At 64.1% G+C, this 14,622-nt stretch carries 14 protein-coding genes; 13 read left to right on the plus strand and 1 reads right to left on the minus strand.

Annotated features, from left to right (window positions below; translation table 11 throughout):
• Nucleotides 1-84 precede the first annotated feature (84 nt).
• Nucleotides 85-693, minus strand: coding sequence for a B-4DMT family transporter (locus tag GN300_RS25095; RefSeq protein WP_019748369.1), 609 nt, complete (start codon nucleotides 691-693; stop codon nucleotides 85-87).
• A gap of 111 nt (nucleotides 694-804) precedes the next feature.
• On the opposite strand from GN300_RS25095, the gene GN300_RS25100 reads away from it, so the two are divergent.
• The 13 genes from GN300_RS25100 (at nucleotide 805) to gmk (ending at nucleotide 14,587) form a co-directional block, all read left to right on the plus strand.
• Nucleotides 805-1,899: a Xaa-Pro peptidase family protein gene (locus tag GN300_RS25100; RefSeq protein WP_063316423.1), complete on the plus strand. Its 1,095-nt coding sequence runs from the start codon at nucleotides 805-807 to the stop codon at nucleotides 1,897-1,899.
• A gap of 34 nt (nucleotides 1,900-1,933) precedes the next feature.
• Nucleotides 1,934-2,497, plus strand: coding sequence for an elongation factor P (efp, locus tag GN300_RS25105; RefSeq protein WP_003944958.1), 564 nt, complete (start codon nucleotides 1,934-1,936; stop codon nucleotides 2,495-2,497).
• Entirely contained in the window at nucleotides 2,498-2,995 is a 498-nt protein-coding gene (gene nusB / locus GN300_RS25110) for a transcription antitermination factor NusB (protein ID WP_007728014.1), read from the plus strand.
• A gap of 173 nt (nucleotides 2,996-3,168) precedes the next feature.
• The gene (gene pyrR, locus GN300_RS25115; RefSeq protein WP_003944977.1) at nucleotides 3,169-3,810 is read left to right on the plus strand and encodes a bifunctional pyr operon transcriptional regulator/uracil phosphoribosyltransferase PyrR; all 642 of its coding nucleotides are present in this window, start codon (nucleotides 3,169-3,171) and stop codon (nucleotides 3,808-3,810) included.
• The gene (locus GN300_RS25120) at nucleotides 3,807-4,751 is read left to right on the plus strand and encodes an aspartate carbamoyltransferase catalytic subunit (protein ID WP_003944883.1); all 945 of its coding nucleotides are present in this window, start codon (nucleotides 3,807-3,809) and stop codon (nucleotides 4,749-4,751) included. The genes pyrR and GN300_RS25120 overlap by 4 nt, the downstream gene beginning before the upstream one ends.
• Nucleotides 4,748-6,085: a dihydroorotase gene (locus GN300_RS25125; RefSeq protein WP_007728012.1), complete on the plus strand. Its 1,338-nt coding sequence runs from the start codon at nucleotides 4,748-4,750 to the stop codon at nucleotides 6,083-6,085. The genes GN300_RS25120 and GN300_RS25125 overlap by 4 nt, the downstream gene beginning before the upstream one ends.
• A gap of 6 nt (nucleotides 6,086-6,091) precedes the next feature.
• Nucleotides 6,092-6,658 (plus strand): transporter, encoded by a 567-nt coding sequence (locus GN300_RS25130; protein ID WP_003944773.1) that lies wholly within the window; start codon nucleotides 6,092-6,094, stop codon nucleotides 6,656-6,658.
• Nucleotides 6,655-7,830 carry a glutamine-hydrolyzing carbamoyl-phosphate synthase small subunit gene (carA, locus tag GN300_RS25135; protein ID WP_007728009.1) on the plus strand — a complete coding sequence of 392 codons (1,176 nt, stop codon included), beginning with the start codon at nucleotides 6,655-6,657 and terminating at the stop codon, nucleotides 7,828-7,830. Before GN300_RS25130 ends, carA begins: the two co-directional genes overlap by 4 nt.
• Nucleotides 7,830-11,186: a carbamoyl-phosphate synthase large subunit gene (gene carB / locus GN300_RS25140; protein WP_003945010.1), complete on the plus strand. Its 3,357-nt coding sequence runs from the start codon at nucleotides 7,830-7,832 to the stop codon at nucleotides 11,184-11,186. Before carA ends, carB begins: the two co-directional genes overlap by 1 nt.
• On the plus strand, nucleotides 11,183-12,004 hold the full coding sequence (pyrF, locus tag GN300_RS25145; protein WP_063316422.1) for an orotidine-5'-phosphate decarboxylase: 822 nt from the start codon (nucleotides 11,183-11,185) through the stop codon (nucleotides 12,002-12,004). The genes carB and pyrF overlap by 4 nt, the downstream gene beginning before the upstream one ends.
• Before the next feature lie 57 nt (nucleotides 12,005-12,061).
• Complete coding sequence (locus tag GN300_RS25150) at nucleotides 12,062-13,261, plus strand: glycosyltransferase 87 family protein (RefSeq protein WP_225320370.1); 1,200 nt, start codon at nucleotides 12,062-12,064, stop codon at nucleotides 13,259-13,261.
• Nucleotides 13,262-13,630: 369 nt separating this feature from the next.
• Nucleotides 13,631-13,951 (plus strand): integration host factor, actinobacterial type, encoded by a 321-nt coding sequence (mihF, locus tag GN300_RS25155; RefSeq protein WP_003944825.1) that lies wholly within the window; start codon nucleotides 13,631-13,633, stop codon nucleotides 13,949-13,951.
• Between the two features lie 36 nt (nucleotides 13,952-13,987).
• Complete coding sequence (gmk, locus tag GN300_RS25160; protein WP_003944801.1) at nucleotides 13,988-14,587, plus strand: guanylate kinase; 600 nt, start codon at nucleotides 13,988-13,990, stop codon at nucleotides 14,585-14,587.
• The last annotated feature ends 35 nt before the right edge of the window (nucleotides 14,588-14,622 follow it).

A 14,622-nucleotide genomic window follows, 5' to 3' on the forward strand; every position in this document is an offset into this window, starting at 1 on the left:
AGGGAAGTCGAAAAAACAGCCACACGAATGCGGCCCCGAGGAAAATATCCTCGGGGCCGCATTCGGTTGTGTGGACGGTGGGCGTTACTGCTCGCGCTTGCCCAGATCGATCGCCGGGAAGACCGCGGTATCGGCGTCGGATTCCTCGACGGACATCGCGGCTCCGCTGTATGCGTGCTGCTCGGTGGGGGAGTCGTAGCCCTCGCTGACGGGCACCGGTTCGTGGTGACGCTCGTGGGACGGGGTCTGCGGAGCTGTTCCGTTCTTGCGCTGTTCACGGCTGACGAAGAAGCGTCCGACGGTGATGGCGATCATGGCGGGGACGAAGATGAGAAGGATCGTGAACGCCGCACCGGAGGTCACCTCGAAGAACAAGCCCTGCTGGGTGAGTTCGAGGGAGGGGACCAGGCTGAGTGCCCAGCTGGCAGCGCCGGCGACGAACCCGCCGACCAATGCGGCCTTGAGCCACAGCATGGTCAGATCGGCGCCGTCCTCGGGTTCGGGGAAATTCCGGCGGTCACGAATGCCGTCGATACCACCCCAGATCGCGGCGAAGACGATGACGATCAACAGGGACAGCCAGCGCAGGGTGGACCCCTGAAGTGGCCACTGTGCGATCGCTGCACCGAGCAACGCACGAAACACAACATGTATCAGGGCCATGCCGAGGCCACGTACCAACCACGCATTCATGGGTACAGCCTAACTAGAACCCATTACACCTTGTGGCCTAACCCACACTTATTGCTGTAACCGCGAGTTTCGAGTTGATCGGCAGGTCTGCGCGGGCGGTAGGTTCGAGGGATGCCGGTCGACTTCAGAACACGCCGTGAATCCCTCAGACGTCTCCTCTCGGAGCGCGAACTCGACGCGATTCTCGTCACAGATCTCCTCAACATCAGATACCTCACCGGTTTCACCGGTTCCAATGCGGCGCTCGTCGTCAGTGCATCGGATTCAGCGTCCGACGAGCGTGAGACGGTGATCTGCACCGACGGCCGCTACGTGACGCAGGTGTCAGAGCAGGTGCCGGACCTTCGGGCCGAAATCGCCCGTTCGAGTGCTGCGCACTTGATCGAGAAGTCCACGGCGCCCGTTCTCGCGTTCGAGTCACATGTGGCGACGTTCGCCGAACATCGGGCTTGGACCGAAGCAGCGCCGAAGATCCGGTTCGAACCGGTGAGCGGACTCGTCGAACAATTGCGCATGGTCAAGGACGAGTACGAGGTGGAGTTGTTGCGAGCCGCGTGCACCGCAGCCGATGTCGCGTTGGCGCAGTTGATCGCTCGCGGTGGCCTGCGACCTGGCCGAACGGAACGAGAGGTCGGCCGCGAGCTGGAAAATCTGATGCTCGACAACGGGTCGGACGGTATTTCCTTCGAGACGATCGTGGCGGCCGGCGCCAACTCGGCGATTCCGCATCACCGACCGACCGATGCGATCCTGGCGTCGGGTGACTTCGTCAAACTCGACTTCGGAGCCCAGGTCGGTGGGTACCACTCGGACATGACACGGACCTACGTGCTCGAGTCCGTTTCCGATTGGCAACGGGAGATCTACGAGCTCGTCGCGCGTTCGCAAGCTGCCGGTTGCGACGCGCTCGCGCCGGGTGTCGAATGTGCGGCAGTCGACGCCGTCGCCCGTGCGGTGATCGACGATGCAGGCTACGGCGAGTTGTTCCTGCACGGCCTCGGCCACGGTGTGGGGCTCGAAATCCACGAAGCACCGGGGATCGGCAAGCTCGGCACCGGTACACTTCTTTCCGGCGCGGCGGTGACCGTCGAGCCGGGCGTGTACTTCTCCGGGCGCGGAGGTGTACGGATCGAGGACACGCTCGTTGTTCGTGAGCAGGGGCCAGAGCTGCTCACACTGACCGCAAAAGACCTTACCGTCGTCTGAGACGGTTTCCCGACCCCTAGGAGACGCGAAGCAAGTGGCTTCCACCAGTGATTTCAAGAATGGTCTGGTTCTGCAGATCGAAGGCCAGCTGTGGACGATCATCGAGTTCCAGCACGTCAAGCCCGGCAAGGGCCCTGCCTTCGTGCGCACCAAGCTCAAGAACGTGCTCTCGGGCAAGGTAGTGGACAAGACGTTCAACGCCGGTGTGAAGGTCGAGACCGCCACGGTCGACCGTCGTGACATGACGTACCTGTACCACGACGGCAGCGACTACATCTTCATGGACGGCGACACCTACGACCAGGTGTCGATCAGCGAATCCACCGTCGGCGACCAGTCGCGTTTCCTGCTCGAGAACATGGCAGTCCAGGTCGCGACCCACGAAGACGTTCCCCTCTTCGTCGAGCTTCCGGTCACCGTCGAGCTCGTCGTCAAGCACACCGATCCGGGCCTGCAGGGCGACCGCTCCACCGGCGGCACCAAGCCTGCGACCCTCGAGACCGGTGCCGAGATCAACGTCCCGCTCTTCATCAACACCGGTGACAAGCTCAAGGTCGATTCTCGTGACGGCAACTACCTCGGGCGTGTGAATTCCTGAGTGTCCGGCACACATAAGAAACTCGGTGCACGCCACAAGGCGCGCAAGCGTGCCGTCGACTTCCTCTTCGAAGCCGAGGCACGTGACCTCGATCCGGTCGCACTGGCGTCGGAGCGTTCCGATCTGTCCGTCAAGGACGACGCGGTAGCACCCGTCGCGGCCTACACCGTCACGTTGGTGTCCGGCGTTGCGGAGAATCTGGACCGGATCGATCAGGTCATCTCCTCGCATCTGCAGGACTGGACGCTCGAGCGTCTGCCCGCCGTCGACCGTGCGATTCTGCGTATCGCCGTGTGGGAGCTCTTCCACGCGACGGACGTTCCCCCGGTTGTCGCCGTGGACGAGGCCGTCGAACTCGCGAAGCAGCTCTCGACGGACGACTCTCCGGGATTCGTCAACGGAATCCTCGGCCAGGTCGTTCTCGTGGCGCCGCAGGTTCGATCGGCTGCGGCCGCGACCTCCCAGCGCGCGCAGGAATCGGATTCGGGTACCGAGTAGCAAGTTTTGTTCCACCACCGCCGTGCGAGTGTCACCGAGCGCGTTGTGTGTCTGCACACAACCGGTCGGAGTCGCTGCTCGCACGGCGGGATCAGGTCTGTCGGCTGATAGGGTGGGGACCGTCAGACATCCTTTAACGATCCGTCCAGTGAGGCGGAGAAGGAGGTCGCTGCATGAGCGTGCCCGAAGGGTCTCGCCCATCCGATCTTGCAGGTCCAGGTAACTCGAAGGCGCCGGTCGGTGCCGAGGCAGGTAGCGAAACCCGCGAATTGTTGTCCGCCCAGGATGTGGGCCGGACCATCGCGCGGATCGCTCACGAGATCATCGAGAAGACCGCACTCGACGGACCCGAGGGAACTGCCCCTCGTGTGGTCCTGATCGGGATCCCGACGCGTGGAACCACCCTCGCCACGCGACTGCGCGCCAAGATCGAAGAATTCTCCGGTGTGCGTCTTCCCATCGGATCTCTCGACATCACCCTCTACCGCGACGATCTCCGGAACAAGCCGCACCGCCCGCTCGAGCGCACGTCCGTCCCCGAGGGTGGCGTCGACAATGCGCTGGTCGTTCTCGTGGACGACGTCCTCTTCTCCGGTCGCACCGTGCGCTCGGCACTTGACGCGTTGCGCGATCTGGGCCGCCCCCGCGCGGTCCAACTCGCAGTGCTCGTGGATCGTGGTCACCGCGAACTCCCGCTGCGCGCCGACTACGTCGGCAAGAACGTCCCGACCGCGAGGTCCGAGGACGTCAAGGTTCTCCTCCAGGAGCACGACGGCAGGGAAGCGGTAGTCATCTCCGGGGGTAAGAGCGCGTGAAGCACCTACTTTCCATCGCGGACCTCGATCGTGAGTCCGCGGTAGAACTTCTCGACGAGGCAGAACGGTTCGAGCAGGCACTTCTGGGACGCGAGGTACGCAAGCTCCCGACGCTGCGCGGACGCACGGTCATGACGGTGTTCTTCGAGAACTCGACGCGCACCCGGGTGTCTTTCGAGGTGGCAGGCAAATGGATGAGTGCCGACGTCATCAATGTCAGCGCATCCAGTTCCTCGGTGTCCAAAGGTGAATCCCTGCGCGATACCGCGATGACCCTGCGCGCGGCCGGTGCCGACGCACTCATCGTGCGCCACCCGGCTTCGGGCGCCGCCCACCAGATCGCAAAGTGGACCGGAGCGGCCGACGACGGTGGCCCGGCAGTCATCAACGCAGGTGACGGCACGCACGAGCACCCCACTCAGGCGCTTCTCGACGCTTTGACCCTTCGCCAGCGTCTCGGCGACATCGAGGGCAAGCGGATCGCCATCGTCGGCGACATCCTGCACAGCCGTGTCGCCCGCTCCAACGCACTGCTGCTCTCGATGCTCGGTGCCGAGGTTGTTCTTGTTGCGCCGCCGACACTGCTGCCGGTCGGTGCGCACACGTGGCCGGTCACGGTTTCGCATTCGCTCGACGCCGAACTGCCCGGACTCGACGCGGTGCTGATGCTGCGGGTTCAGGCCGAACGCATGAACGGTGGCTTCTTCCCGTCGCAGCGCGAGTACTCGATCAACTACGGCCTGTCCGAGAAGCGGCTGGCGATGCTGGCCGATCACGCGGTGGTCCTGCACCCCGGCCCGATGCTGCGCGGCATGGAGATTGCATCCGCCGTTGCCGATTCCTCCAAAACTGCTGTACTGCAACAGGTTACCAACGGCGTACACATGCGCATGGCTGTCTTGTTCCGACTGCTGGTCGGGTCGGAGGACGGTGCGCTGTGACCAGAAACGAGAACGGAGAATCACCCGTGAGTGTCCTGCTCCGCGGAGTCCTGATCTACGGAGAAGGTGAGCCCACCGACGTACTCGTCGGCGACGGCACGATCCTCGAGATCGGCGTGGACCTCGATCCGGCCACGGCATCCGAGGTGATCGATGCCGGCGGGCAGATCCTGCTTCCCGGCTTCGTGGACCTGCACACACATCTGCGTGAGCCCGGCCGCGAAGACACCGAGACCATCGAAACCGGAAGCTCGGCAGCGGCTCTGGGTGGATACACCGCGGTCTTCGCGATGGCCAACACGAGTCCCGTCGCCGATTCGGTGGTCATCACCGATCACGTCTGGCGACGCGGGCAGGAAGTCGGCCTCGTCGACGTCCACCCCGTCGGCGCAGTCACAGCGGGCCTGGAAGGCAAACAACTCGCCGAGATGGCGACCATGGCCGCAGGCGTCGGCAAGGTCAAGATGTTCTCCGACGACGGCCACTGCGTCTACGACCCACTGATCATGCGTCGCGCGCTCGAATACTCCAGTTCACTGGGCGTCCTGATCGCCCAGCACGCGGAAGAGCCGCGTTTGACCGTCGGTGCGGTCGCCCACGAGGGCCCCACGGCCGCGCGTCTCGGCCTGGCCGGATGGCCGCGCGCAGCCGAAGAATCGATCGTGGCCCGCGACGCACTGCTCGCGCGTGACGCCGGCGCCCGCGTTCACATCTGCCACGCCTCCACCGCCGGAACCGTCGAACTCGTGAAGTGGGCTCGCAGCCAAGGGATTTCGATCACCGCCGAGGTCACCCCGCATCACCTGCTCCTCGACGATTCACGGCTCGAGACGTACGACGCGATCAACAAGGTCAACCCGCCCTTGCGTGAGGCCAGTGATGTTGCCGCGCTGCGCAAGGGTCTGGCCGAGGGAATCATCGACTGCGTCGCGACCGACCATGCTCCGCACGCCGAGCAGGACAAGTGCTGCGAGTTCGCAGCCGCTCGCCCTGGAATGCTCGGCCTCGAGACCGCACTCTCGATCATCGTGCAGACGATGGTCCAGCCCGGCCTGTTGGACTGGCGCGGTGTTGCCCGGGTCATGAGCGAGCGCCCCGCGGCAATCGTGGGCCTCGACGATCAGGGCCGTCCCATCGAGGTGGGGGAGCCCGCGAACCTGACATTGGTCGATCCGTCGGCCGAGTGGACGGTCCACGGTCCCGACCTGGCGAGTGTCGCGCATAACACTCCGTACGAGTCGATGACATTGCCCGCTCGGGTCACGACCACACTGTTACGTGGCCGCATCACCGCACACGACGGGAATGTGCGGCTGCGGAGTAGCGAGGAGTAGCGCGTCATGGACAGAGCACTGTGGATCATCGGTCTGGCGATCTTCTGGGTCGCGATGATCGGCCTGATGTACGTCGGCTGGCGTGGACGCGCTCGACGCCAGAAAGACAAGATCGGCGAACTGCCGACGGTACCGGCAACCCTGGGTGAACTGCTCGTCCTGCCGACCACCGGCCTGTACGTCGGCAGCACCATCGCACCCAGTTGGCAGGACCGTATCGCCGTCGGCGACCTCGGTTTCCGCGCCACCTGCGAGATCAGCCGCTACAGCGGCGGAATTCTGGTCGAGCGTGACGGCGCGTCGGCCATCTGGATTCCGGAGAAGTCGATCCGCGCGATCCGCACGGAGAACGGTCTTGCCGGCAAGGTCATGAGCAAGGACGGCGTCCTGGTGATTCGCTGGGAATTGCCGAGCGGAACCGAGATCGACACGGGCGTGCGCGGTGACGACAAGACGGTTTATCCGGACTGGGTCAAGCCGGTGACTGCTTCGAACAAGACCGCTTCGAACAAGACGAATGACAACGAAGACGCAAGCTCTGGCGACATCGAGCAGAACGGAAAGAACGCATGAGCGGCTTTGACAACAGCCCCGCAGTACTGGTCCTCGAAGACGGACGGGTGTTCCGCGGAACCACCTTCGGTGCGGTTGGACAGACCCTGGGCGAAGCGGTGTTCAGCACCGGAATGACCGGCTACCAGGAAACGCTCACCGATCCCAGCTACCACCGCCAGATCGTCGTCTCCACCGCACCGCAGATCGGCAACACCGGCTGGAACGACGAAGACGACGAGTCGGTCGGACCGACCGGCGAGCGTGCCGGCGCCAAGATCTGGGTTGCCGGGTACGTCGTTCGTGACCCCTCGCGCGTCACCTCGAGCTGGCGTGCAACTGGTTCGCTCCAGGCCAAGCTCGAAGAGCAGGGCATCGTCGGAATCGCCGGGATCGACACCCGCGCCCTGGTTCGCCACCTGCGTACTCGCGGTTCGATGAAGGCCGGAATTTTTTCCGGTGAAGCCATCGCCGCCGATGACGAACTGGTCCGACGGGTTCAGGATCAGCCGACCATGCTCGGCGCCGATCTTGCCGGTGAGGTCAGCACCACCAGCGGCTACGTCGTCGAGCCGAAGGGCGGGGAGGCGCTGTACACGGTTGCCGCCATCGACCTCGGTATCAAGACCAACACCCCGCGCATGTTCGCCGAGCGCGGTATCCGCGTCCACGTGTTGCCGTCCAACGCGAGTCTCGAACAGATCCTCGACCTGAAGGCCGACGGAGTGTTCCTCTCCAACGGTCCCGGTGACCCGGCCACCGCCGACGGCGCAGTCCACCTCACGAAAGAGGTCATCGGACAGGGCTTGCCGCTGTTCGGTATCTGCTTCGGCAACCAGATCCTGGGCCGCGCCCTGGGCCTGAGCACCTACAAGATGAAGTTCGGCCACCGCGGCATCAACATCCCGGTGATCGAGCATCAGACCGGTCGCATCGCGATCACCGCTCAGAACCACGGCTTCGCGCTCGAAGGCGAAGCCGGTCAGGAATTCGACACCCCGTTCGGCCGCGCGGTGGTCAGCCACACCTGCGCCAACGACGGAGCCGTCGAAGGTGTTCGCCTGCTGGACGATTCGGCCTTCTCGGTGCAGTACCACCCCGAGGCAGCAGCCGGCCCGCACGACGCCGCGTACCTCTTCGACCGCTTCACCAGCCTGCTCTCCGCACGGAAAGAAACCGGAGTCAAGAACTAATGCCACGCCGTACAGATCTCAAGCACATCCTGGTAATCGGCTCCGGTCCGATCGTCATCGGTCAGGCCTGCGAGTTCGACTACTCGGGCACCCAGGCCTGCCGCGTCCTCCAGGAGGAGGGCCTGCGCGTCAGCCTGGTCAACTCCAACCCGGCCACCATCATGACGGACCCCGAGTTCGCCGACGCCACGTACGTCGAGCCGATCACGGCCGAGTTCCTCGAGAAGGTCATCGCCAAGGAAGCCTTGCAGGGCAACAAGATCGACGCCGTCCTCGCGACGCTCGGCGGTCAGACTGCGCTCAACGCCGCAGTGGCGCTGCATGAGCAGGGCATCCTCGAGAAGTACGACGTCGAACTGATCGGCGCCGACTTCGATGCCATCCAGCGCGGCGAGGATCGCCAGAAGTTCAAGGACATCGTCGCCAAGGTCGGTGGCGAATCCGCGAAGTCCGCAGTTTGCTACACGATGGACGAAGTACACGCCACGGTCGCCGAACTCGGTTACCCGGTTGTCGTGCGTCCGTCCTTCACCATGGGCGGCCTCGGTTCCGGCATGGCGTACGACGTCGACGATCTCAACCGCATCGCCGGTGGCGGTCTGGCCGCGTCGCCGACGGCGAACGTCCTGATCGAGGAATCCATCCTCGGTTGGAAGGAATACGAACTCGAGCTCATGCGTGACAGTCGCGACAACGTCGTGATCGTCTGCTCCATCGAGAACGTCGACCCGGTCGGTGTCCACACCGGAGACTCGGTCACCGTCGCCCCGGCGATGACGCTGACCGACCGCGAGTACCAGGCGATGCGCGACCTTTCCATCGACATTCTGCGTGAGGTGGGCGTCGACACCGGCGGCTGCAACATCCAGTTCGCGATGGACCCGAAGGACGGCCGCCTGGTCGTCATCGAGATGAACCCGCGTGTCTCCCGCTCGTCGGCTCTGGCGTCGAAGGCGACCGGTTACCCGATCGCGAAGATGGCGGCCAAGCTTGCCATCGGCTACACGCTCGACGAGATCGTCAACGACATCACCAAGGAAACCCCGGCTTGCTTCGAGCCGACGCTCGACTACGTCGTCGTCAAGGCTCCGCGGTTCGCTTTCGAGAAGTTCCCCGGTGCCGACGGAACTCTGACCACCACGATGAAGTCGGTGGGCGAGGCCATGAGCATCGGCCGCAACTTCACCGAGGCTTTCGGCAAGGTCATGCGTTCGCTCGAGACCAAGCGTGCGGGTTACTGGACCGGCGCCGACATCGAGACGGAGAGCCTGGATGCACTGCTCGCCGATCTGAGCGTTCCGCAGGACGGCCGCATGTACGGCATCGAGAAGGCATTCGCGCTCGGAGCAACTGTCGAGCAGCTCTTCGACGCCACCAAGATCGATCCGTGGTTCCTCGACCAGTTCCAGCAGATTCACGAGCTCGGTGAAAAGCTGCGCGCTGCGGAGTCTTTCGACGAGGCTTCCCTGCGTCAGGCCAAGTACCACGGCATCTCGGACCGCCAGATCGCGGCTCTGCGCCCCGAACTCGGTGGTGACACTCACGCAGGTGAGGACGCCGTTCGCGCTCTGCGTGATCAGCTGGGCGTGCGCCCCGTCTACAAGACCGTCGACACCTGCGCCGCAGAGTTCGAGGCCAAGACGCCGTACCACTACTCGACCTACGAGCTCGATCCCGAGGCCGAGTCCGAAGTTGCTCCGCAGACCGAGCGACCCAAGGTTCTGATCCTCGGATCCGGCCCCAACCGCATCGGTCAGGGTATCGAGTTCGACTACTCGTGTGTCCACGCGGCGCAGACGCTGTCCGAGGCCGGGTACGAGACCGTCATGGTCAACTGCAACCCCGAGACCGTCTCCACGGACTACGACACCGCTGATCGCCTGTACTTCGAGCCGCTGACGTTCGAGGACGTCTTCGAGGTCTACCGCGCGGAGGCGCAGTCGGGCACCGTTGCCGGCGTCATCGTCCAGCTCGGCGGCCAGACCCCGCTCGGACTGGCGAAGCGTCTCGAAGCTGCCGGCGTCCCCATCGTGGGAACCAGCCCCGCAGCCATCGACCTGGCGGAGGACCGCGGCGAATTCGGCCGCGTACTGACCGAAGCCGGTCTGCCCGCACCGAAGTTCGGTACCGCCACCACGTTCGACGGCGCCCGCGAGATCGCGGCAGGTATCGGCTACCCGGTGCTGGTGCGTCCGTCGTACGTGCTCGGTGGACGCGGCATGGAGATCGTCTACGACGAGGCTTCCCTCGCCGACTACATCTCGCGCGCCACGGAGATCTCCGACGATCGTCCGGTCCTGGTCGACCGCTTCCTCGAAGACGCGGTCGAGATCGACGTCGACGCTCTGTGTGACGGCACCGAGGTGTACCTCGGCGGCGTCATGGAGCACATCGAGGAAGCCGGCATTCACTCCGGTGACTCGGCGTGTGCGCTCCCGCCCATCACTCTGGGCCGGGCGGATCTCGAGAACGTCCGCCGCTCCACCGAGGCTCTCGCGAAGGGCATCGGCGTCAAGGGCCTGCTCAACGTCCAGTACGCCCTCAAGGACGACATCCTCTACGTGCTGGAAGCAAATCCCCGCGCCAGCCGCACGGTTCCGTTCGTGTCCAAGGCGACGGCCGTCCAGCTGGCCAAGGCATGCGCCCGCGTCATGCTCGGCGAATCCATCGCGGAACTGCGTGCGAGCGGCATTCTGCCGGCGAAGGGCGACGGCGGAAACACCCCGGCCGGTGCACCGATCGCGGTCAAGGAAGCTGTGTTGCCGTTCAACCGCTTCCGCCGCGCCGACGGTACCGGCGTGGATACCTTGCTCAGCCCGGAAATGAAGTCCACCGGTGAAGTCATGGGAATCGACTTCGACTTCGGTACGGCTTTTGCCAAGTCGCAGACTGCCGCCTACGGTTCGTTGCCCACCACGGGCGCGGTGTTCGTCTCGGTCGCCAACAAGGACAAGCGTTCGCTGATCTTCCCGGTCAAGCGCCTGGCAGACCTCGGATTCACCATTCTTGCCACCGAAGGAACCGCAGATGTTTTGCGGCGCAACGGTATCGAGTGCAAGCAGGTGTACAAGCAGTCGGGTGAAGATGTTCCGGCCGGTGCCGAGACCATCGTCGACCAGATCCGCAGCGGCGAGGTCGCCATGGTCATCAACACGCCGTACGGCAACAACGGCCCGCGTGTCGACGGCTACGAGATCCGAAGCGCAGCGGTTGCGTCGAACATCCCGTGCATCACGACGGTGCAGGGCGCCTCGGCTGCCGTGCAGGGCATCGAAGCAGCCATTCGCGGCGACATCGGAGTTCACTCCCTGCAGGAATTGCACGCAGGTCTTCGTCAGCCGGCACAGCAGTCGTGAGTCACAGTTGGGGGCAGCGTCTCCGGTCCGCGATCGCGGACCGGGGGCGGCTGTGCGTCGGTATCGACCCGCATCCCGCGCTTCTCGACGCGTGGGGACTGCCGCGTACGGCCGAAGGTCTCGAGACTTTCGCCGAGATCTGCGTCGAGGCGTTCACCGGTGAGGTCGGACTGGTCAAACCGCAGGTCGCGTTCTTCGAGGCTTACGGCAGCGCCGGCTTCGCCGTGTTGGAGCGGACCATCTCGGTTCTTCGCGATGCGGGAACGCTGGTCGTCGCGGATGCCAAGCGCGGTGACATCGGTTCGACGATGGACGCGTACGCCCAAGCCTGGTTGGGTGATTCGCCGTTGGCCTCCGACTCGGTCACCGTTTCGCCGTACCTGGGATTCGGGGCGCTGACTCCGACACTCGAACTGGCAAGGCAGAACGCCCGCGGGATCTTCGTCCTGGCACGAACCTCCAATCCGGAAGGCGGCGTACTTCAACAGTCGTCGGCTGACGGTGTGAGCGTGGCTCAGTCGATCGTCGACGCTGCGGTCGATGCGAACGGCGACGGCCGTGACACCGTCGGACTGGTGGTCGGTGCAACTCGGGACCACGGTCTGGACCTGTCGCAGTTCAACGGCCCGATTCTCGCTCCGGGACTCGGCGCGCAGGGTGCGACGGCAGCGGATCTCGCAGACATCTTCGCGGGATCGACCGAGCTCCTGCTGCCGAACACTTCCCGTGGGGTGCTCAAGCATGGTCCTTCGGTATCGGCACTTCGGGAGGCAGCAATGCGTGACCGAGACGAGATCGAAGCCGCATTGGCGAACTGATCCGTGAGTGACCTCGAGGCTCGTTCGAGCGGTGGAACCCGGTGGTACCGTCCGTCGGTGAATCGTTGGTGGCAGATCGGACTTCTCGTCGCGGCGTGCGCGCTGCTGGCCACCGGGTTCCAATCCGTCACCGGCGTACACGGCGACGATCTTGCCGTGTACCGGACAGCGGGTCAGGCCGTCCTCGACGGCTCGAACCTGTACGACGAGTCGTTCAACGCGAGATTGCCGTTCACGTATCCGCCCTTCGCTGCGCTCGTCGCCGTTCCCGTCGCATTGGGTTCCTGGGGTGCGGTCCAGTGGGGATGGAGTTTCGTCAGCCTCCTGATGCTGGCCGCGATCATCGTGCTCAGCTATCGCGAAGTCCCGTTCACACGTAAGCGGCCAGTCGTCGTCTACGTGGGTTTCCTGGTCCTGTGGACGGCGGCATCGCCGATCTCCGATCACCTCGGGTACGGCCAGGTCGGGTTGTTTCTGACTCTCCTGTGCTTGATCGACGTGCTGGCTCGACCACGGTGGATTCCCGAGGGTGTGCTGGTGGGGATCGCCGGCGCGGTCAAACTGGTGCCACTCGTCTACATCGGTTACTACGTGATCACCGGGCGCTGGAAAGCAGTTGCGGGCGGCCTCGCCGGCTTCCTCGGCGCCACGGCTCTGGGCTTTGCGGTTCTCCCGCGCCAGACGATCGACTACTTCGGCGACATCGCCTCACTCTCGGGGCGCGTCGCCGTCGGTGACCCGTCCGTGTTCGGTAACCAGTCCGTGCGTGGAATGGCCTTGCGGCTACTTCCCGAGGGCCTGGTGGGTCCGGCGTGGCTCGTCGCCTGTGCGGTGTTGGGTGTCCTCGGAATTGTCGCGACGCGGCGCGCTCAGCGCCTGCGGGGCGATCTCGCCGGTTTCACGGTGGTGGCTCTGCTGGCGGCAATCGTGACTCCCATTGCCTGGACGCACCACTTCGTGTGGTTGGTGCCGGCGGTGGGTGTACTCCTCGTTCCGATCAAGTCGGGCGTGGGGGAGGGCACTCGATCGGTCCCTGTGTGGTCCTGGATCGCGATCGGTCTCACCGCTGTCGTAGTGCTGTTTCGGCTTCCTCGAGTCGGCGCGGACATGGATATCCCGGTAGTCGGCTTCGTGCTGGAGAATTCATTGCTCTGGGCGAGCCTCGCGGTAGTGCTCGCTCTGGCCGCCCCCGGCGTGAGTCGCATCGAACCCGAGACGGTCGACGCCGGCGATCCGAAATCGTCGCTGCAGACCTGAAAACGGGCCGCGACACGCGCATAGGCGTCGAAAATGCTCGAAAATTTTGGATGTGTCGGCGACCACGTTCATTCCCGCAGGTAACGATTTCGCACACTCGCACGGGGGTGTCGCACGCTATGGGTCGAAATACATTGTGTTACAGTCTATTTCGGTACTGTACGCACGTTCGTGTGGCGTCGAATTCGTCTCGATCCAGCCGAAAACGGTGACGATCCGTGACATCGATTCGACGCGCATAACCCACCGCGATCTGCATCGGACCGCGGGGGGTGGGTTAGCAATTCGCGCCAGGCGTGAGTACGGTCGCTATCGCTGCTGGTTATCAGCGGAATAGACAAAATTTGCACACGACGAGACGGAGGAACCGTGGCCCTTCCCCAGTTGACTGATGAGCAGCGCGCTGCTGCTTTGGAGAAGGCAGCTGCTGCCCGCAAGGCCAGGGCTGAGCTCAAGGAGCGCCTGAAGCGTGGCGGCACCGACCTCAAGCAGGTCCTCAAGGACGCCGAAGACAACGAAATCTTGGGCAAGATGAAGGTTTCGGCACTGCTCGAGGCGCTGCCCAAGGTGGGCAAGGTCAAGGCTCAGGAGATCATGACCGAGCTGGAGATTGCACCGACCCGTCGCCTTCGTGGCCTCGGTGATCGGCAGCGCAAGGCTCTGCTCACCAAGTTTGACTTCGAGGCCTGAGCCGACAAGTGATGATTGCTGACGCGGCAGTGTCTGATGATTGCTGACGCAACAGTGTCAGAGAGCAAGACCGCAGTGCGGAGGGGTCGGCTGGTTGTACTGGCCGGCCCTTCGGCTGTCGGTAAGTCCAGCGTCGTTCGCGAGCTGAGAACTCGGTTGCCTGAACTCGTTTTCAGTGTTTCGGCGACCACTCGCGATCCCCGTCCAGGTGAAGTGGACGGCAAGGACTACCGATTCACCTCCCGTGAAGAATTTCAACGGATGATCGACTCCGGTGAACTTCTCGAATGGGCGGAAATCCACGGCGGCCTGCAGCGCTCCGGCACCCCCGCAGCTCCGGTCGAAGAAGCGCTCGAAGCTGGAAAGCCCGTTCTCGTCGAGGTCGATCTCGCCGGAGCACGAGCTGTCCGCAAGGCGATGCCCGAGGCTCTGTTGGTGTTCATGGCTCCACCGAGCTGGGACGTTCTGGTGCAACGGCTGACCGGACGTGGAACCGAAACGGAAGACGTCGTGGCGCGCCGACTCGAGACGGCCCGAGTGGAATTGGCCGCACAGGACGAGTTCGACACGGTCATCGTGAATGAGGATGTAAGCCGTGCTTGCGATGAGTTGGTATCCTTGTTGGTTGGGAACTGATTCCGCACCCTTCGGGAACCGATTTCCACCCCGTT

Origin of the sequence: Rhodococcus sp. Ni2 (assembly GCF_021352185.1) — a bacterium.
In the GTDB taxonomy this organism is placed as follows: domain Bacteria; phylum Actinomycetota; class Actinomycetes; order Mycobacteriales; family Mycobacteriaceae; genus Rhodococcus_F; species Rhodococcus_F qingshengii.